The 18938-nt window shown below is 42.2% G+C and carries 20 protein-coding genes and 1 pseudogene; 12 read left to right on the top strand and 9 right to left on the bottom strand.

Annotated features, from left to right (window positions below):
- Positions 1 to 200: 200 nt before the first annotated feature.
- The 4 genes and pseudogenes from JWQ54_RS29185 to JWQ54_RS15305 all read left to right on the top strand — a co-directional run.
- Positions 201 to 306: pseudogene (locus JWQ54_RS29185) on the top strand (ACT domain-containing protein); the annotation flags it as partial.
- Between the two features lie 3 nt (positions 307 to 309).
- On the top strand, positions 310 to 555 hold the full coding sequence (locus JWQ54_RS15295) for an ACT domain-containing protein (RefSeq protein ID WP_367187102.1): 246 nt from the start codon (positions 310 to 312) through the stop codon (positions 553 to 555).
- 103 nt (positions 556 to 658) lie between these two features.
- A complete protein-coding gene (locus tag JWQ54_RS15300) occupies positions 659 to 877 on the top strand; it encodes a hypothetical protein (protein WP_299586287.1) in 219 nt (72 codons plus the stop codon).
- On the top strand, positions 856 to 1248 hold the full coding sequence (locus JWQ54_RS15305) for a type II toxin-antitoxin system VapC family toxin (RefSeq protein ID WP_299586289.1): 393 nt from the start codon (positions 856 to 858) through the stop codon (positions 1246 to 1248). Before JWQ54_RS15300 ends, JWQ54_RS15305 begins: the two co-directional genes overlap by 22 nt.
- 6 nt (positions 1249 to 1254) lie before the next feature.
- Here the strand turns inward: JWQ54_RS15305 and JWQ54_RS15310 are convergent, their stop codons facing one another.
- Entirely contained in the window at positions 1255 to 2883 is a 1629-nt protein-coding gene (locus JWQ54_RS15310; RefSeq protein ID WP_299586291.1) for an aminopeptidase P family protein, read from the bottom strand.
- A 298-nt stretch (positions 2884 to 3181) separates the two neighbouring features.
- Between JWQ54_RS15310 and pyrR the strand changes: the two genes are divergently transcribed.
- From pyrR to JWQ54_RS15330, 4 genes are all read left to right on the top strand, one after another.
- The gene (gene pyrR, locus JWQ54_RS15315; protein ID WP_299586293.1) at positions 3182 to 3724 is read left to right on the top strand and encodes a bifunctional pyr operon transcriptional regulator/uracil phosphoribosyltransferase PyrR; all 543 of its coding nucleotides are present in this window, start codon (positions 3182 to 3184) and stop codon (positions 3722 to 3724) included.
- A 146-nt stretch (positions 3725 to 3870) separates the two neighbouring features.
- Positions 3871 to 4797 carry an aspartate carbamoyltransferase catalytic subunit gene (locus JWQ54_RS15320; protein WP_073404884.1) on the top strand — a complete coding sequence of 309 codons (927 nt, stop codon included), beginning with the start codon at positions 3871 to 3873 and terminating at the stop codon, positions 4795 to 4797.
- Between the two features lie 10 nt (positions 4798 to 4807).
- Positions 4808 to 5326, top strand: coding sequence for a hypothetical protein (locus JWQ54_RS15325; RefSeq protein WP_299586295.1), 519 nt, complete (start codon positions 4808 to 4810; stop codon positions 5324 to 5326).
- Between the two features lie 38 nt (positions 5327 to 5364).
- Positions 5365 to 6786 (top strand): serine hydrolase, encoded by a 1422-nt coding sequence (locus tag JWQ54_RS15330; RefSeq protein WP_299586297.1) that lies wholly within the window; start codon positions 5365 to 5367, stop codon positions 6784 to 6786.
- Between the two features lie 86 nt (positions 6787 to 6872).
- Here the strand turns inward: JWQ54_RS15330 and JWQ54_RS15335 are convergent, their stop codons facing one another.
- The 4 genes from JWQ54_RS15335 to JWQ54_RS15350 all read right to left on the bottom strand — a co-directional run bounded on the left by JWQ54_RS15335 (position 6873) and on the right by JWQ54_RS15350 (position 10455).
- Positions 6873 to 7100: a hypothetical protein gene (locus JWQ54_RS15335; protein WP_299586299.1), complete on the bottom strand. Its 228-nt coding sequence runs from the start codon at positions 7098 to 7100 to the stop codon at positions 6873 to 6875.
- Positions 7101 to 7242: 142 nt separating this feature from the next.
- Positions 7243 to 7791, bottom strand: a complete 549-nt coding sequence (locus tag JWQ54_RS15340) for a type 1 glutamine amidotransferase domain-containing protein (protein WP_299586301.1) — start codon at positions 7789 to 7791, stop codon at positions 7243 to 7245.
- Between the two features lie 403 nt (positions 7792 to 8194).
- The gene (locus JWQ54_RS15345) at positions 8195 to 9094 is read right to left on the bottom strand and encodes a LysR substrate-binding domain-containing protein (protein WP_299586303.1); all 900 of its coding nucleotides are present in this window, start codon (positions 9092 to 9094) and stop codon (positions 8195 to 8197) included.
- Between the two features lie 353 nt (positions 9095 to 9447).
- The gene (locus JWQ54_RS15350; RefSeq protein WP_299586306.1) at positions 9448 to 10455 is read right to left on the bottom strand and encodes an aspartate-semialdehyde dehydrogenase; all 1008 of its coding nucleotides are present in this window, start codon (positions 10453 to 10455) and stop codon (positions 9448 to 9450) included.
- Positions 10456 to 10730: 275 nt separating this feature from the next.
- Between JWQ54_RS15350 and JWQ54_RS15355 the strand changes: the two genes are divergently transcribed.
- The 4 genes from JWQ54_RS15355 to JWQ54_RS15370 all read left to right on the top strand — a co-directional run bounded on the left by JWQ54_RS15355 (position 10731) and on the right by JWQ54_RS15370 (position 13707).
- The gene (locus JWQ54_RS15355) at positions 10731 to 11681 is read left to right on the top strand and encodes an NAD-dependent epimerase/dehydratase family protein (protein ID WP_299586308.1); all 951 of its coding nucleotides are present in this window, start codon (positions 10731 to 10733) and stop codon (positions 11679 to 11681) included.
- A gap of 91 nt (positions 11682 to 11772) precedes the next feature.
- Positions 11773 to 12498 (top strand): YebC/PmpR family DNA-binding transcriptional regulator, encoded by a 726-nt coding sequence (locus JWQ54_RS15360; RefSeq protein ID WP_299586311.1) that lies wholly within the window; start codon positions 11773 to 11775, stop codon positions 12496 to 12498.
- 197 nt (positions 12499 to 12695) lie between these two features.
- A complete protein-coding gene (locus tag JWQ54_RS15365) occupies positions 12696 to 12911 on the top strand; it encodes a DUF2442 domain-containing protein (protein ID WP_299586314.1) in 216 nt (71 codons plus the stop codon).
- 127 nt (positions 12912 to 13038) lie between these two features.
- Positions 13039 to 13707: a hypothetical protein gene (locus JWQ54_RS15370; protein ID WP_299586316.1), complete on the top strand. Its 669-nt coding sequence runs from the start codon at positions 13039 to 13041 to the stop codon at positions 13705 to 13707.
- A 64-nt stretch (positions 13708 to 13771) separates the two neighbouring features.
- Here JWQ54_RS15370 and JWQ54_RS15375 read toward each other — a convergent pair whose 3' ends face one another.
- The 4 genes from JWQ54_RS15375 to JWQ54_RS15390 form a co-directional block, all read right to left on the bottom strand.
- Positions 13772 to 14083 (bottom strand): hypothetical protein, encoded by a 312-nt coding sequence (locus JWQ54_RS15375; RefSeq protein WP_299586319.1) that lies wholly within the window; start codon positions 14081 to 14083, stop codon positions 13772 to 13774.
- Between the two features lie 93 nt (positions 14084 to 14176).
- Entirely contained in the window at positions 14177 to 14974 is a 798-nt protein-coding gene (locus JWQ54_RS15380; RefSeq protein WP_299586321.1) for a prolyl oligopeptidase family serine peptidase, read from the bottom strand.
- 311 nt (positions 14975 to 15285) lie between these two features.
- Positions 15286 to 17034: a family 43 glycosylhydrolase gene (locus tag JWQ54_RS15385; RefSeq protein WP_299586323.1), complete on the bottom strand. Its 1749-nt coding sequence runs from the start codon at positions 17032 to 17034 to the stop codon at positions 15286 to 15288.
- Between the two features lie 379 nt (positions 17035 to 17413).
- A complete protein-coding gene (locus JWQ54_RS15390; protein ID WP_299586325.1) occupies positions 17414 to 18754 on the bottom strand; it encodes a glucoamylase family protein in 1341 nt (446 codons plus the stop codon).
- Positions 18755 to 18938: the final 184 nt, after the last annotated feature.

Genomic DNA, 18938 nt, shown 5'->3' on the forward strand with positions numbered 1-18938 from the left:
AACCAAGCCGTCCCCAAATGATCATCTCAAAAATACATCGCTAATAAAAAAGCGATCAAGTAAAAATCCGTCTTACTTGATCGCTTAGTTGCTCCCCGATTAAAGTGTCACTTTTTCAGTGCCCTCTAGCAATACCGGGGGCTTTTTTTGTAGACAACATTATGACCGGAGAAAAAGACCTAAAAGCATTATTAAAAACCATGAGCCCAAAACTTAATGAGGGTGACTATGTTTTGCACAGTAACTACGATAGATAATATCGACCCTAATGAAATAGTTTGCTTATTTAAAGAGGATGAAGGCTGGACGGTGATAGTTAACAAGGAACTTGCCGATAAATTAAACCTTGGCTACTTCTACATTGCAGCGTGGATAATATTAACAATCCATTCATCTTTAGAAGCTGTTGGGCTTACAGCAGCTTTTTCAAACGCGCTTGCAAAAGAAGGGATAAGCTGTAATGTTGTGGCAGCGTTTTATCATGATCATATTTTTGTGGCGAAACGGGACGCTAAAAAAGCGATGAGTGTGCTTAAAGCGCTATCGCTTTTATAATTTCGTACTCATTGATTAAAACAGGCAACAATCATCAAAATTACAGCCTCATTCTATTTATGCTAATTTATTATTTGTAAATTTGAATAATAGCAAATTACTTATGGAGACGCTCACTATTAAAATTAGGGATAATAAGGCTTTAAAGCTAATTCATGACCTTGAAGATTTAAACCTGATACAGGTAATTGGCTCCAGTGAAAAAAAAACTACAGCAAAACTTTCTGATATACTAAATGGAAGTATTTCTACGGAACAAGCTAACAATATGCAAAAAGAATTAAAACAAATGCGTGACGAATGGGAGCGAAATACTTACTAGATACAAATGCAGTAATTGACTTTTCCTCTCATAAATTACCTGATAAAGCGCATAAAAAACTATCTGCTATTATTGATTTCTCTCCACAAATTTCAATTATTAATAAAATTGAATTATTAAGTCTTTCTAATGTACCTCATCAGATTGTGTTTTTTACACAAGAGGCCTACGTCTTTCCACTAAATGAAGATATAGTCGCAAAAACAATTGAGCTTCGTAAAAAATACAAGATTAAACTCCCGGATGCTGTTATTGCGGCTACGGCTTTAGTGTTCAATCTTGTATTAATCACTCACAACACAATCGACTTTAAAAACATTAAAAGTTTAAAGTTGATCGATTCTTATCTGATGGATTCAAAACCTATTTAATTATCGTTACTTCAACGCCGGAAAAAGCCTTCCGCCATCAAAAATACTTTTCTCGGCAACTGTTTTTTCAACATCCTGCCATTTGCGGGGTGCATCAATTGAAAGCACAGTACCTTCAGTTTTGCCTATCAGCACATCGTCTTCAATGCGTACGCCAATGTTCCACCATCTTTTATCACACGGACTTCCCGCAGGGATATAAATGCCCGGTTCAACGGTAATTACCATACCTGCCTTTAAATTACCACCGTATTCGCCCTTATCATGCACATCCAAACCTAAGTGATGTGATACGCCGTGCGGATAATATTTGCCTACATCTTTGGCGTCTTTAATAATACCCAGTTGTATCAGGCGTGCTGACAGGATCTCACGGGTCTTGTTTTCCAGGTCGCCATATTTTATCCCATCCTTACACAATTTAAATACCTCTTCCTGGGCGTCATAAACTATCTGGTATATGGCCTTTTGCTCTTCAGTAAATTTTCCATTAGCAGGGAAAGTACGGGTAACATCGGCACTGTAGCCATGGTATTCAGCGCCAACATCCATCAGCACCAGCTGGTTGTCAACCTTGGTAGCGCTATTCTCTTCATAGTGTAAAATACAACCATTAGCTCCGGCACCCACAATTGGCGGGTAGCCCTCATCTTCGGCGCCATAATGTCTATGCACATACAGCATAATGCCTTCCAACTCCTGTTCACCCATTTGCGGCTTAATGGCACGCATGGCTTCAGCATGGGCAAAGCTCGAGATCTCGACAGATTTCTTTAACAGCACCAATTCTTCCGGCGTTTTAATACCCCTCAGATCAGTAGTAAATTTTTCAAAAAGCGACAAACCTGATGGATTGGCATCAATTTTTGCTTTTACATCCATCAACGTAACTGAATCAGGTTTATTAATCAACTCCTGTATTAACGCATTGTTCTTGTATGCATCCTGGTTTAAACGCGGTTTTATATAGGCTATTATGCGGTCAAGATTTTTGGGCGTACCATACCGGCTTATCAGATTTAAATCGTTCGTTAATCCTTTATCAACATCCTTAATTTCACCCTTTGTTTTAAAAGTGCTGAGCAATTCTTTAAGGCTCCCAGCCCCGCCGCCACCTACATCATCCGGCAGGTCATCGTATAATACGGTTTTAAATTTTTTAAAATCGATAGGGAATTTTGCAAATTCTTCGCTGTTATAAGCCCGTTTAAAGCCCAGCTTAGTTTTTACACCGGCAACACCAAGCCGCCTGCCCGTCCATGATTCCCGCTGCGGATCGCGGTGACGCACAAAAAACAGTTCGTTGTAGCTGCTGTCGCCATCTGCCTGCAATTCTTTAAACACCAATAAAACAGCATCAGGCTCTTTATATCCCGAAAAATAAAACAGATCAGGATTTTGATGATAAACATAGTTTACATCTTTTGAAAATACACGCTCAGGATAGGCAAAAATAACGGCTACAGAGTTTGCAGGCATCATATCGCGAAGCGCCTGTCTGCGGCCGGCATGAAATGATGCAGTAAGATAATCGGTTGGTAAGCTTTCCGGGGCAGTATCTGCCTGCGAAAAAGCATGGATAGAGGTGCAGCAAACCAAAGCTGCAACCAAAAAGGTTTTACTAAAAAGGTTCATTATAAGGTCAGTTATGTAATCAGTTAAAACTTGTTTAAGATACGGATTATATTTTATTTCAAAATACTTTGCCCGCGTGTTAAGTGTATGTAAAATTTATACAAGTATAAACTTTAGCATTCAAAAAAATCATCACCCTTAAAGGGGGAGATCTTCACTTCGTATCCTTACATCTTCCGGACTTTCCGACTTTACTGTCTTTCGGACTAAAACAACTAATCTCCAACCTCCAATTAACTAATCTCTATTTCCACTAATCTCCAAAAAATATTTACCTTTGCCCAAATCCACCCATACGATGCAAAATCTTACACTGCTCGACGGTCAGAAATTTCAAATAACATTACAGCGTTTATGTCGTCAGTTAATAGAAAATCACAACGATTTTTCTGAATCTGTGCTTATAGGCATCCAGCCGCGGGGCATATATCTTGCCAAACGGATAGCCGAAGAACTAAGAAAAATATTACCTGACAAAACAATTCTTCAGGGCGATCTGGATATTACCTTTTACCGCGACGACTTTCGCCGCCGTGACCAGCTGGTACCCAATCAAACTAAAATAGATTTTATAATAGAAGGCAAAAAAGTGATCATGATGGATGATGTGCTTTGGACAGGCCGTACTATCCGTGCCGCAATGGATGCCCTGCAGGCATTTGGCCGCCCGGAAAAGATAGAGCTGCTGGCACTGGTAGACCGCCGCTATTCAAGACATATCCCGGTTGAAGCAGATTATGTAGGGATTGAGGTAGATTCCATCGCATCGCAAAAGGTTGTGGTAAGCTGGATTGAGACTGACGGTGAAGATAGAATAACATTAATATCTGACGCAAAGTAATATATAAATAAATCAATAACCACGCGTCATTGCGAGGTACGAAGCAAACCCCGATTTGCAGGGCGGATCTGTGCAGTTCGCGATTGCTTCGTACCTCGCAATGACAAAGTGTAGAACAAAATATAATAAATCCGAAATTCACACCCATGGCAGGACTCAGCACACGACATCTTTTAGGAATTAAGGACTTAAACCCGGCAGATATTCAATTGATATTTGAAACTGCTGATAACTTTAAGACTGTTTTAAACAGGCCGATAAAAAAGGTCCCTTCCCTTCGCGATGTAACTATTGCTAACATATTTTTTGAGAACTCAACCCGTACACGCCTGTCGTTCGAGCTGGCCGAAAAACGTTTATCTGCCGATGTAGTGAATTTTGCGGCATCTTCATCGTCCGTTAGCAAGGGCGAAACGCTGATAGACACTGTAAACAACATCCTTGCCATGAAGGTTGATATGGTGGTGATGCGCCACCCTTATGCCGGAGCGGGGATCTTCCTTTCAAAACACGTAAAAGCCCAGATAGTAAATGCCGGCGATGGGGCACATGAGCACCCTACCCAAGCCCTGCTTGATGCGTTTTCCATCCGTGAAAAACTGGGTGATGTAGCCGGTAAAAAAGTGGTTATTGTGGGCGATATTCTTCACTCCCGCGTGGCATTGTCAAATATATTGTGCCTTAAACACCTTGGCGCCGAGGTAATGGTTTGCGGACCAACCACGCTGATCCCCAAATATATCGGTTCATTAGGTGTAAAGGTTGAACACAATTTACTAAAGGCCCTGAACTGGTGCGATGTTGCCAACATGCTGCGCATCCAGCTGGAACGCCAGGATATTAAGTACTTCCCCTCCCTAAGAGAATACACCATGCTTTACGGCTTAAACAAACAGATCCTAGACTCATTGGATAAAGAGATCATTGTGATGCACCCCGGCCCTATTAACCGCGGTGTAGAAATTACAAGCGATGTGGCCGACAGCAAGCAATCCATTATACTCGACCAGGTAGAAAATGGCGTGGCTATCCGTATGGCTGTACTGTTTTTGCTGGCCGGGCAAACGCCGTAATTGAAATGCAATGGAGAAGGCATTACAAATTTTAAAAAAACACCGTTTTGATATAATTGTTACCTGCTCTGTATTTGCATTCATATATGATGTTTATTTTACCAGGCATACATTTTCACTAACCATTGTTGCTTTATATATACTCGGCTATGCATCCGATAGTGAAAGAAACAGAACCAATATTGCTGAGCGAAAACGCTTGCTAATTGCCAGGGGAATAACACCCGAATACCTCAAAAACATTGCGTTTGTAAAAGATTGGGATGAAACCAGGAAAAAGAGCATGGTAAAATTTTCACTGGTTTACGGAGGTGTTTTTTTTGGTTTTGTATTATGCGGATTGATCAGCATTATTACTTTAATGGTTAAAAAAGACATGCTTAACTATATATCTGCCGATCCGTCAAACATGATTGGCTTTATTGGTTATACTTATATAGCAGGCATGATCGGCGGCACCATATTTTACAGGCTTATCTGGATCTACAAAGAACAAAAATTTATCCGCCTAACCGATCCCTTGCATTAAATTAACCATAAGGCCGTTATACTAAGAATCCGTATTTTATGAGGTCTGTAATTATCATTCTTTTCTTTTTCGCCATGTCATCTGCCGCATCAGCTCAAACCCAGCAACAACAAAAAGTTGATTCGGTGTTTATGCTGGTTAAAAAATACTTTAACGAAAAAAATGCTGATGCCGTTTATAACCTGGCAGGTGATGCCTTTCAAAAAGAGATAAGTATACTTGCATGGGCCGATATTGCCGCTAAGCAGCTTTTCCCGCTTGGCGAAATGCAAGAATCATCGCTGATAAACTTTGTAAATAATAGCATGGCTACCTATAAGGTAAAATTTAGCAGCGTAACACTCCAGGTTTTTATAAGCCTTGATCAAAAGGATAAGTTAGAGACATTTATTTTTAAACCATACACCGAGCCTGCTAATAACAAAACTGCATTGGTGGTCACATCCAACCCTATGCTATCTGATATGGATAAACAGGTTGATACGGTTGCGCGCAAATACATTCAAAAAGCAAATACGGTGGGTTTGTGTATAGGGATTATTAAAGATGGTAAAACCAGGATCTACCAATATGGCGAAACAAAAAAGGGTAACGGTAAATTGCCGAATGCGGATAGTTTTTTTGAGATCGGCTCCATCACCAAAACATTTACGGCAACCCTGCTGGCCTGGTATGTAAACGAGGGAAAGGTTAAACTAACCGACCCTATCACCATGTACCTTCCCGATTCTGTTGCAGTTAACCAATCGCTTAAAGGCATCACCCTGCTTAACCTGGTTAACCATACCTCAGGGCTGGTGAGCGTTCCGGATAATTTGAAGGATAACATGACTGATCAGTTTAACCCATACAAAGATTATACAAAGCAGTTAATGTACAGCTATTTAAAAATCTGCAGGCTTAACAATAAACCCGGCGAAAAGTATGCTTATTCGAATTTGGGTGTTGGTTTATTAGGCACCATTCTGCAATATGTAAGCGGCAAAACTTTTGAGCAAATGGTTACCACGGTAATAACCAGGCCCCTCGGCATGCTCAGTACCGCACAGTATTTAAACCCATTGCTCTCGCCGCGCTTTGTATCTGTATATAATTCTGACGGAAACCCAACCATTGCCTGGGATTTTGACGTGCTGGCCCCTTGCGGTGCCTTAAGATCAACCGTAAATGATTTACTGAGATATGCCAAAGCCAACATGCACCCCGGTGCCGACTCGCTTTCAAAGGCTATTGAACTAACTCACCATATCACCTTTACTAAAGATGTAAAGATCGGATTAGGCTGGCATGTGATCCCGGTTAATGGCATTAGTTATTACTTTCACAACGGCGGCACCTACGGCAGCAACAGTTTTTTAGCTTTTAATGCTGATAAAAACATTGCCATTGTTGTGCTTTCAAATGCCTATGAAGCAACGGATCCGATTGCAGCGGGGATATTGGGGAGGTTGGTTAAGTAAGTTGATTGAGTTGGATAGAGTTGGATTGAGTTGGATTGAGTTGATTAGGTTTATGATGTATTAGATTTAAGAAGATTTAAGAAGTTTTAAGCACTTCTTCTTTCTTCAATAACAGCGTCTGAAAGATCACCTTTTACATCCTTAAGCAATTCCCTGGATTTTAAAAAAGAGAAATCATTGATTGATAGTTTTTCTCCTTCTACAGTTATATCCCCTTCATCAAACATAACTATTACCTTAACAGGTTTATCAACTGCTACAATTTGATCAAGGGTTATAGTGCCTTTGTTATATGTACCGCTTATTTGTACCATACTCAAATTTACTTAAAATTCATGAAAACAAAAAGTGATTCAGCTACTGAAAAATCAGACTTACGAAGTTTTTGAAACTTCGTAAATCTTTCCTTCTTTATCTCAACCCAATCCAACTTAATCAACCTAATCAACTTTTTCCTCACGCATGTACTCCCTCACTTATCTCTTCTATCATCTTTTTGTTGAAGGCTTCAAGATCTGCAGGGCGGCGGCTGGTTACCAGTCCGTGGTCTACAACTACTTCCTGGTCTATCCAGTGAGCGCGGGCATTTTCAATGTCAGTTTTTAAGGATGGATATGAAGTTAAAGTTCTACCTCCTATCATCCCGGTTTCAATCAGCATTTGAGGACCATGGCAGATAGCAGCAACAGGTTTCCCTTCATCCAAAAATGCAGATACAAAGGCTACAGCCTCTTTATTTTGTCTTAATTTATCCGGATTTAAAACACCGCCTGGTAACACCAGCGCATCATAGTCATCCGGACTTACATCACTTAGCTGTTTATCAACATTAATTACAATACCCCAATTGGTTTTATCCCATGCTTTTATTTTACCGCTTTTTGGCGATACCACATGAACGGTTGCTCCGGCTGCTTCGAGGGCATCTTTGGGGCTGGTGAGTTCTACCTGTTCAAATCCTTCCTCGGTAAGGATAACTACTTTTTTATTACTTAAAGTTGCCATAATATATAGATTTATTAAATTTTAATTATAAAAATTAATCTATATATAATTACAAGTAGTAAATGGAATGGTTTTAGGAAAGTTTACCTAATTATCATTGTTATCCTGAACGAAGTGAAGGATCTTCACCAAGCAATAGATCTGCTATATACCTATCCTGCGTTCTTTTCCCATTTAGAAGTTTCTTCACTCCGCTACCCAAGACGAGTTATATTAAACATGCAATGGGCTGTCACCCTGAGCTTGTCGAAGGGCAACGTGCGCAGAGGCCGATCCGCGTGCTAAGCATGTTGCTGAGGCCTTTGCCCGCGTCGTGGTTCGACAAGCTCACCATGACAGCCCCACTCTTGTCATTTCCTCTTCAGATTCCTCCGGGATTTTATCGCTCAGAATGACAAAAAAATCACCCCTCGATATGCTGCAGCGCATAATTAATAAAATTGCCCGTAAGCCCGTAATCCTCTGTTCCTTTGCGGCGGATGAAAAAGAAATCGCGGGTTATCTTCAGCCCTTCAACAGGTACTTCAACCAGGTCGCCTTCCCTGAGCTCACGGATAATGGATGGCCGGGGCATAAAGCCGAGACATTGATCGGCCAATAAAAAATTTTTCAGCGCTTCCGTGCCGCCTAAACGGATCTTTACGGATAGATCTGCCGGTTTTATATGTAGGCCGGATAATGACTTTAGCAAAGCATTTAGCGTTCCCGAGCCGCGCTCGCGCAGGGCAAGCGGCGTTTTTATAAACTGCTTCAAGGTAAGCGATTTTCCTGCCAGCGGACTATTAGCTGAACATACAGGGATCACCTCATCGCTCATAAATGGTTTGTAGGATACCGTGGTCAGCTTATTATCAACCTCAATAATGCCAATATCTACCTCATGGTTTAGCAGGGCATTTAAAATATATTCCGAATTCCGGTTTACCAGTTGCACATCAACATTGGCATACTCCCGCTGAAAACCGGATAATATAGATGGCAAAATGTACAAGGCAATGGTAGTACTGGCGCCCAGTCGCAAATGCCCTGCAGCCTGTGATAGACTACTTAATACCGACAGGTCATATTCCACTTTCCGTTCAATTTCGGTAGCTTGTAACAAGTATTCGTTCAGTTTTTGGCCGGCTTCCGTTAGGGCTATGCTATTTCCCTTACGCTCAAACAGGGGTACTTTATACTGATCTTCCAGCGCTTTTATATGCTTGCTAATGGCAGGCTGCGTTACAAACAATACCTGCGCCGCCTTCGAGAAACTCAAGTTGGCGGCAACTTCCATAAAAACACGATGAGCGAAGGAGATCATGGCTTCAAAGATAGTGAAACAGTATAAAAGAAAGTTATAATGATGTTTTGATTGTGATGTATTGATTTTTCGTAGAGACGCAATGCTTTGCGTCTCCCGCATGCAAATCACGCTTGTCGTACCATTGTTGCCCTTGCGCAGTTAGACGCAAAACATTGCGTCTCTACGACGGTCACAGTTTTAATTTTTCAAAATACTCAGGTAAATTTATAGGTAAAACAGATTTAGGGTTTTCTTTTGGAAATATTTCAAATAAAAATAGGGATAATCTCCCGATCATCCCTATAATTTATATTTCAATAAACTGAGCCAAAAACTTAATCTAACCCAATCAACTTAGTCAACCTAATCAACTAAACTTCCACCGCAGCTCCAATCAAATGCTTGGCAGCCAAATACTCCGCTATCTGCACGGCATTGGTAGCAGCGCCTTTACGCAGGTTGTCTGATACTATCCAGCAGTTAAGCGTTTTTTCCTGGCTTTCATCGCGGCGGATGCGGCCTACAAAAACTTCGTCTTTGTCATGTGCATCAAGCGGCATTGGGTATTTAAGGTTTGCTACGTCATCAACCACCACAATACCTGGTGATTTTGCCAATAGTTCGCGTACTTCGCTCAAATCAAAATCATTCAAAAACTCAATGTTTACTGATTCTGAGTGCCCGCCCATAACCGGGATCCGTACAGTTGTGGCCGTTACCTGGATACTTTCATCGCCCATGATCTTTTTGGTCTCCAGGATCATTTTCATTTCCTCCTTGGTGTAACCGTTTTCGGTAAATACATCAATCTGGGGGATCACGTTTAGGTCGATGGTGTAAGGATAAACCTTAGGGCCGTCAATACCTTTGCGCTCATTAAATAATTGCTCTACAGCTTTTACACCGGTACCTGTAACGCTCTGGTAGGTTGATACCACTACCCTTTTAATTTTATATTTATCGTGCAGCGGTTTTAACGCCACTACCATTTGTATGGTTGAACAATTCGGGTTTGCTATGATCTTATCTTCAGCAGTCAATACATCGGCATTAACTTCGGGCACTACCAGCTTTTTGGTAGGATCCATGCGCCAAGCTGATGAATTGTCAATAACAGTTGTGCCGGCGGCGGCAAAAAGCGGCGCCTGGCTTAATGATGTGCTGCCCCCTGCTGAAAATATAGCAACATCGGGCTTCTGTTTTATCGCATCCTCAACAGAAACTACCTTGTACTGCTTACCCTTAAAAGTGATTTCTTTACCAACACTTTTCTCTGAAGCTACCGGAATTAATTCTGAAACGGGGAAGTTGCGTTCTTCAAGAACCTGCAACATTTTAGTGCCTACCAACCCGGTAGCACCCACTACTGCGACTTTCATTTGTTTATTTAAATTGTTATTAATTAAAAATTAGCCAAAGATGCGAAATTTTTTTGATTTGATTAACCAGTTGGTCTACCTTTTTAGTGGAGTTGGTTGTAGGGGTTGTAAATGTTGTAGTTGTTGTAAGGGTTGCAGTAGTTGTAAAAGCAGGTGTAATGCATTTTTACCATTTACAACCCTTGTAACATTTACAACTTTAACGCTTACAACTTTTACAACCCTTACAACAATTTCCACCAAATTTTTACCTTTGCCGTTTAACTGACAAATGTATGAGTGAAAAGATCCTGATCATTGGGGCAAACGGGCAAATTGGCACCGAGTTGGTAAAGGCATTAAGAAATATCCACGGGGCCGAAGCCGTAATAGCTTCGGATATTAAAAGTCCGGCTTATGCCATCCGCAACAGCGGTCCTCATGAAATTGCCAACGTGCTCGACAGGGACAATCTGCACCATATATTTGACAAACATCGCCCCACCCAGGTTTATTTGCTGGCAGCCATACTATCTGCCGTAGGCGAACAAAAACCAAAAGTAGCCTGGGACCTTAACATGACGGGCTTATTATCTGTACTTGACTTTGCAGTTGAGTTTAAAGTAGCCAAAGTTTTTTGGCCAAGCTCTATTGCAGTTTTCGGGCCGCATTCGCCACAGCAGGATACACCGCAGTATTGCGTAATGGACCCTAACACCGTTTATGGATTCAGCAAGCTGGCAGGTGAGCGCTGGTGCGAATATTATTTTGAAAAATATGGGTTGGATGTCCGGAGCATTCGGTATCCGGGTCTGATCGGCTGGCGGGCCAATCCGGGCGGTGGCACTACTGATTATGCAGTACATATTTTCCACGAAGCATTAAAAACAGGCAAATATCAGAGCTTTTTATCAGCCGGTACAGCTTTGCCAATGATGTATATGGATGATGCCATAAGGGCAACCATTACGTTGATGAACATCCCGGCAGATAAAGTAGGCATCCGCTCATCATACAACCTGGCGGGAATCAGCTTTACCCCTGAGCAACTGGCAGAAGAAATTAAAAAGCATATCCCCAATTTTGAATTGAGCTACGTTGACAGCGACCCGCGCCAGGCAATTGCCGATAGCTGGCCAAAATCAATCGATGACAGTTATGCCCAAAAAGACTGGAGCTGGCAGCTGGAATATGATTTGGCTAAGATGACAGAGGATATGTTAATTAACTTAAAAAGTGTAATTTAGAGCCCCTAACCCCTAAAGGGGAACAAAAGGGCTGATTATAAGTATAAATTTTAAATAAAACCTCCCCCTTCAGGGGGTCGGGGGGCTAACAATGGGAAGAGCATTCGAATTCCGTAAAGAGAGAAAATTTAAGCGCTGGGCCAAAATGGCAGTGCAGTTTACCCGTTTGGGGAAAGAAATTGTGATGGCTGTAAAAGCCGGTGGTGGCGATATTAATACCAATTCGCGTTTACGTACCGCGGTACAAAACTCTAAGGCCGTAAACATGCCTAAAGATCGCGTTGAGGCCGCTATAAAACGTGCTATCAGTCGCGATGAAAAGGATTATGAAGAATTAGTTTACGAAGGCTATGCCCCGTATGGAGTTGCCGTATTGGTTGAAACTGCTACCGATAATACCAATCGCACGGTTGCAAATGTACGCAGCTATTTTACCAAATATGGCGGCGCTTTAGGCAAAACAGGCTCACTTGATTTTATTTTCAGTCGTAAGTCTGTTTTCACTTTTGAACCCGGCGACCGCGACCTGGAAGAGCTTGAATTTGAACTGATAGATGCCGGCCTGGAAGACCTGTTTGTTGAAGCCGATGAAAACGGCAACGATATTGCTGTGATCCACACTGCTTTTGAAGATTTTGGCAAGATGCAGAAAATGCTGGAAGAGATCGGTATTGAAGTAAGATCAGCCAAACTGGAGCGTGTAGCGCAATCATTCCATGAAGTTACAGAAGAACAGGTTACCGATATAATGAAGCTGATTGACCGCCTGGAAGAAGATGATGATGTACAGGCGGTGTACCATAATATGGCGGAGTAGAAGAATTTCGGAAGTCGGATTTTCGATTTCGAAATTGCCTGTTCCTGCGTCATTGCGAGGAACGAAGCAAACTCTGAATTTGCAGATCAGGAAGTAATTATGTTGTGGCTACCTAACAGCAGCTGCAAGGTTCGTTGATTGTCCTACGCGGAGGTTGCTTCGTTCCTCGCAATGACGGTTGAAATAAAATTAAAGATATGCCACTATTCACCTCACGTAAGCAAGAGAAAAAAGTTAAAGTAACCTTTAGCAATGGTTTGCTTTTGGTTGAAAGAGATAATGGAAAACAGCAGGCTTTTCCGCTGGATTTTTTTCCAAAACTACTGAACGCTACTGATGAAGAGCGTGAGGATTGGACACAAACCGATAAGGGCATCCATTTTAATAAGCTTGATCTGGATGTATCTTTTTAGACGTGAGATTTGAGACGTGAGATATGAGATTAGGAATTAAATTGGGGCTAAATAAGTTATAAATTAACAATATGAGATCAGATTGCCACTTCGTGTCTCAAATCTCATATCTAATATCTCACATCTAATGACCTTCGATGAGTTTTTTAAAAAGAAGAGAGTTGACCTGGTTGCCTTAGAAAAGGCAGAACCGGCGCTGTTTTCTGAATTTAAAACCCATTATGAGCAAATGGGCGAAAAAAGCTTCGATCACACAAAAAAATACTGGTTCAATAAAACAAGGCGGCAATTTCCGTTGGCTCCTGAAGTTAAAACCGAAAAGCCGCATATAACAAATCCGTTAGCAGAACAAACTATAACTGAAAGTTTAACGGAATCTGTACCTGCTCCCCCGTCGCCAAAGATTGGTTTTACGCCTAAATTCAGGGCTACAACTACTCCTAAGCCTGCTGCGGAGGATAAAAAGGAAGAATTACCGGCATCAGACGAGCCTGCTCCACAGCCTGCTGAAAATGCAACAGCTAAGCCTGCCGGTTTTGTGCCGCGATTTAAAATGAAGCCAAAAGTTGAGCGTGAGGAAAGTACGCCTGCTGTAAATGATACTCCACCACCGGCCACCGAAAGTACTGAGACCAAACCCGCTTATAAGCCAAGATTTGTATCGCCAAAGCCTAAAGTTGAAGCTGAGGAAAATGAACATGCGCCTGCGATAAATGAAGTTCCGCCTACACAGGAAAACACTGAAAAGAAACCAGCATATAAGCCGAGGTTTGTTCCACCAAAGCCGAAGGAGTAATTATTTCACATCACACAGTACCGCCAACTGCCCATTCAAGTGTGGACAGTTAACGGGCGGAGGCTTAGCATCCATCCGTTGAAAAACAACGGTTTAAAGCAGTACTTATTTTATCAATTGAAACAGAAATTTGTTCTCTTACAGGCTCTTTGTAACTGTCAATCATACCCCAAAGAACGGATTCCATTGCCGAAGTCAAAAAGAAAAGATATTTAGGAACCAAATCTTTATCGGAATAAAACAATTCTACTTCCTTTAGAGCAATTAATACATCGTTTAATTTTTCATTATCAACACCACCTAAGTTCCTTATTTTCATAAAAAAACCATCTTCATCATTAAGAACATCTTCTAAATTTTTAATTACTATATCCATTTTGCATTTCTAATCAGTTACCCGCCCATTCAAGTATCCACACTTGAACGGGTGTGGTAAACCGCTTTTAGTTTTCTGTTTTAAGCTTTCACCTTACTTTGTATGCGCAAACAACCACGGTATTAGCAATGGCTCTGCGAAGGCGTCGTTCCAGCTGTTGTGGTCATCATTGGGGTAAAGGGTATATTTGGGATCGCCGCCTGCTTCTTTTATGGCTGCTACCATAGCTTCTGAATGCGCATAGGGAACAAGGCTGTCCTTTTGACCATGAAAGATCCATAAAGGAACTTTTTTTGCATATTTTTTTGCATTATTGGTATTATCGCCACCGCAGATGGCAAATGCTGCAGCAAAAACATTTGGCTTGCGCCTGATTATTTCAAACGTGCCCATCCCGCCCATTGACAGACCGCCAATATAAACCTGGTGCTTATTTACAAAAGGCTTGTCTAAAAACTGATCAACCAAACCCAGCAGACTTTGCATAGCTTTGGTAGGCGGCGCATTTGTCAGGAAAATAAATTTCGTTTTATGAGTTACTGAATCCTCTTCAAATTTATTGCTGGCCCACCATCCGTTTGCCGGGCATTGCGGGTAAACCACTATTGCTGCATATTTTTCGCGGATAGTGTCTTTTAAAAACAACTTTGTACCATATAACAGCTGCGACTCGTTATTATTCCCCCGCTCACCGGCGCCGTGCAGCACCAGTATTAAAGGGTATTTTTTTGTAGGATCAAAATTTTGAGGGAACAGGATGCGGTAAGGCAAGGTATCGCCTTTTGCGATAAATGAACCACGATCAAAAGATGAGTTATTTTGTGCTTTTAAAAAAGTGGGGCGTATTAGACAAACGATTAGTATTACAGGCAGAAATATAGCTTTTTTCATAGGTATCAAACTTTAAAACCATTAATAAATTGTGGTTTAATGAGCCAAATATAAAAATAGGTTTGATAAATATTGATTCTAAGCCAGAGGCGTTCGACAAATTGACGCCTCATCAAACGAAATAAAATCGTTTCTTTTGTCATTTTGAAATATAAAATCCTGCAGAGTTTGAGGGGGAATGACAAGAAAAGGGGTGTCATGCTGAGGCACTCGAAGCATGCGGGCAAAGGCCTCAGCACCATGCTTAGCAAGCGGATAGGCCACTGCGCTCATCCTTCGAGCGCCTCAGGACACCCCTCTCTGTAATTCTATTATTCCACTTTCATAACCTTTGTACGCTCCGATACCCCGTTCTCATTAATCGCTTCTATCTGGAAGTAATATGGCATGTTTTTATCCATCGCTTTGAAGTAGTACTCATTAGCAGTATGGATCATTATGCAGTTATAAAGTTTATCGGGAGCTGTGCCGGTGTAAATATTGTAGGCAAAGGCGTTATCAACCGTTTGCCACTTTATCCATGCGCTGCGTTTATCTTTTTCGGTACGTAAAACAATAAAGCTTTTAACAGTATCCGGCTTGCTTCCGCCGCCATTGCCGAATACACGCAGACCACTTACAGCAAATTTTCCGGTTGGCATATGCACATTTTCCAGCTTAATATAACGTGCTTTTATTGGTGATGCCAGTTCGATATAATCATGCGGCACATCGGTTTTATTTTTGCTTTTATCGGCCAATACCTTCCACTTTTTATTATCTGATGAGTAATATAATTTGTACTGTGTATAAGTGTCTGTTGTTTTACCTAAAATGGTTGCATCCTGGTCGGCGTAGTTTATTTGTACTGCGTTTACGGTGCTTTCATTGCCAAGATCAGTTGCTATCCATTCGCCGACATTTGCTGTTTTGGCGCTCCAGTAGGTCTTTATACTTTCGTCAACCGCGTTGTTTGGCAGGTAACCGCCCAGGGTCGATGATACCCAAACCGGTTTATTATAGTTCAACAGCATCCAACCGGTAAAGCGGCTTTTTAAATGATCCTCTTTTCCCTCGGGCAAATAAGTTGGGTAATCGCCAAAAGCGGTATTGCTGTACATTACACCATCCTTATCAAAACCTGTTGGCCAGATGCCGAGCCTGCGTTCAAAGCTGTTTTTAACGCCAATAACTATGGTTGCTATGTGCCAGTAATTGCCCCAGGCATCGGTATAGGTGCTGCCATGCCCTGCGCCGCGGGCAAAGCCACCGGGCTTGTAACTAAACGGCATGCTCTGCGGTGTAAAAGGCCCAAGCGGACTATCGCCTACCACTACCCCATCGGCATAGCCGCTAAATTCGGTACCGGGGGCGCCGTATTGGAGATAATACTTGCCATTATTTTTTGTCATCCAGGCGCCTTCAATAAAGGGATCCAGGAAAGTATCATCCAAATACTCGCCAAAGCGCTGCCAGCCGTAGCGGAACGGCTGCAGAAAGTACATTTCTTTACGGTAAGCTTTTAAATGAAACGTTTTGGGGTCAATCTCAGCACCATACAATGGATAAGTATTGCTGCTGCCGTTATACATATACAGCTTGCCGTCATCATCCCTGAAAAAATCAGGATCCCAGCCGCCGGGCTCAAACTCGTGGATCGCTTCCTTCCATTCATTGGCCTTGGGGTTTGTGCTCATCCAGATCGGAAAGTTTGCCGAATAAGTTGAACCAAATACCATCAGCGTATCACCCTGCACCCAAACTGCCGGCGCGCACAGATCATCATAAACTTTATGCTCGGGCCTTAAAAAATGGCGGAAAACAAAATTCCAATGATACATGTCATGGCTCCACCAGTAACCCCATTGGTTGGTTGAAAACAGGTAGTAATCACCTTTGTACATAGTTATCACCGGGTCGGCGGTGGCACGGTGCTTGCCTTCGGTTGCAAAATTGGGAATTGGGGTATAACCGTAATCAATATTTATTGGGTTACAGTACGTTTTTTGTTTTTGCTGCGCGATGGAAGCTTCAGATAAAAACAGACTTATAAATAAGCAAATAATGATACACCTCTTCATTGTTTTATATAGATTGTTGTATTCTTTTGGGTGTTCCCGCCGATAGAAGCGGTCGCGCTATCCGTTCATACGCCTGCAGGCATTACGCGCAGGCCGGTATCCACTGCTATCGCTAACACGTTTTTTTAGTTCCCCTCCCTGGACGGCGCGTAAGGCTGTGTAGCGGCAGGGGTGGGTTCGTCGCCATACATTTACGTTAATTCATTGGCGTAACACACCCCTCCACCCCTCTCAAGAAGGGAACCGCCTGGCCCTTCCTTTTTTTTCGTCTCCGCAGGGTCTCCTGAAAGGGACCCTGCGCCGCCAGACAAGTATTTTGCATTGTCTTACAGCGCAGGGTCCTCTGCGAGAGACCCTGCGGAAACAGTACGTATTATAATTATTTCAATGCCGGACTTTGAAAATTAAGCTTTTTAAGGCCATTCTTTATCTCCGGGCAGCTCATAAATAAGTTCCAGATCAGGCCGCTGCGGTAATTTTCAATCATCACTACAATGGGTCCCTGGTCTATCGCAAGATACGATTTTGCATACCAATTATGCGATTCGCTGAAAGCATCGGTAAATCCATAATCGCCCCAGATCTTATCACCCAGATCATAGTAAAAATGACGGAGCGCCTTCATAGAATATTCCGGCGTATACGGGAATGCAGACAGGGCTGCCGTAGGTGTTATTACACCCAGGTCATTATTCGGCGCATGGGCATTATACCCTTCAAAGTTATCGCTTGCAGTTAATCCCCAACAGTTTTCACCATAGCCTTTATATTTTTTAGGGTTATCAACGCAATAATCATGATTGATGAGGGTATGATTTAAATTCTGCTCCCAGTAATCAGCATATTGGTCTTTTAATCCTTTAGGGTTAAGTGCCTGGAATGTATATTGCGAAAAGAACAGCGGGCCGCCATAAGGAAAGCCTAATGGCAGTTTATGCCCATAATAAGTTTTTCCGTTAATAAAAAAGTCGCTTTGAGCCCATCCGCCGTGATACACGTTTGCACCAACAGGGTACCTATCAGCCGAAGCTGCCAGTACATAGGTAATCATGCACTCATTAAAGCCCCGGATAGGAAAGTTCATTGCCCAGCCATTGTTTGGCGACCAATGCCAGTACAGGTTATCCCTGCCATCGCGGGTAAACCAGTTCCACTCCATTTCGCTCCATAAATTATTTATCAGGCCGCGGATGCGGCCTTCTTTTTGGTTATTGGCATTAAAATATTGCCTGGCACATAAAAGGCCCTCAAAAAGGTAGGATGTTTCAACAATATCGGCCCCATCGTCTTTGCGGCCAAAAGGGATAACCTTGCCGGTTTCGCCATTAAGCCAATGCGGGAATGCGCCATGAAAAGAATCAGCTTTGCTTAAAAATAACAGCATTTTCAGCATCCGGTTAACCGCCTGCTCATGGGTGATCCATTTACGGTGATCTGCAACTATCATGGCCATAATTCCAAAACCCGAGCCACCTGTGGTAACTACTTCGGTGCCATAATCAAAGGCAATGTTGCTGCGCTCGCGGGCAAGGCCACTGGTTGGGTGCCCAAAATCCCAGAAATAACGGAAAGTTTGCCGCTGTACAACATCCAGCAGGGCGCTGTCTGTAAGATTTTTAATTATTCCAACGGGTTTAATACTATCTTCTTTTGCAACCGGTTTTTGCGCCATGCAGTAAGTGGATAGTAAAATTAAAAGGGGAAGGATAGTTTTCTTCATTGTAGTTGTTTATTCGTTATTATTGGTAACCATAGGCTTATTAGCCCCCTCTAAATCTCCCCCGGTAGGGGAGACTTTAGCTTCACTCTTTTTTATAAACTCCGTTTCCAGAGATCAAAAACCTTAATTACTTTTATTTTATTCTGTCATTCGCACATCTGCATATTCGCACATCCGCACATCG

The organism is Mucilaginibacter sp., from assembly GCF_028288225.1.
Lineage (GTDB): Bacteria > Bacteroidota > Bacteroidia > Sphingobacteriales > Sphingobacteriaceae > Mucilaginibacter.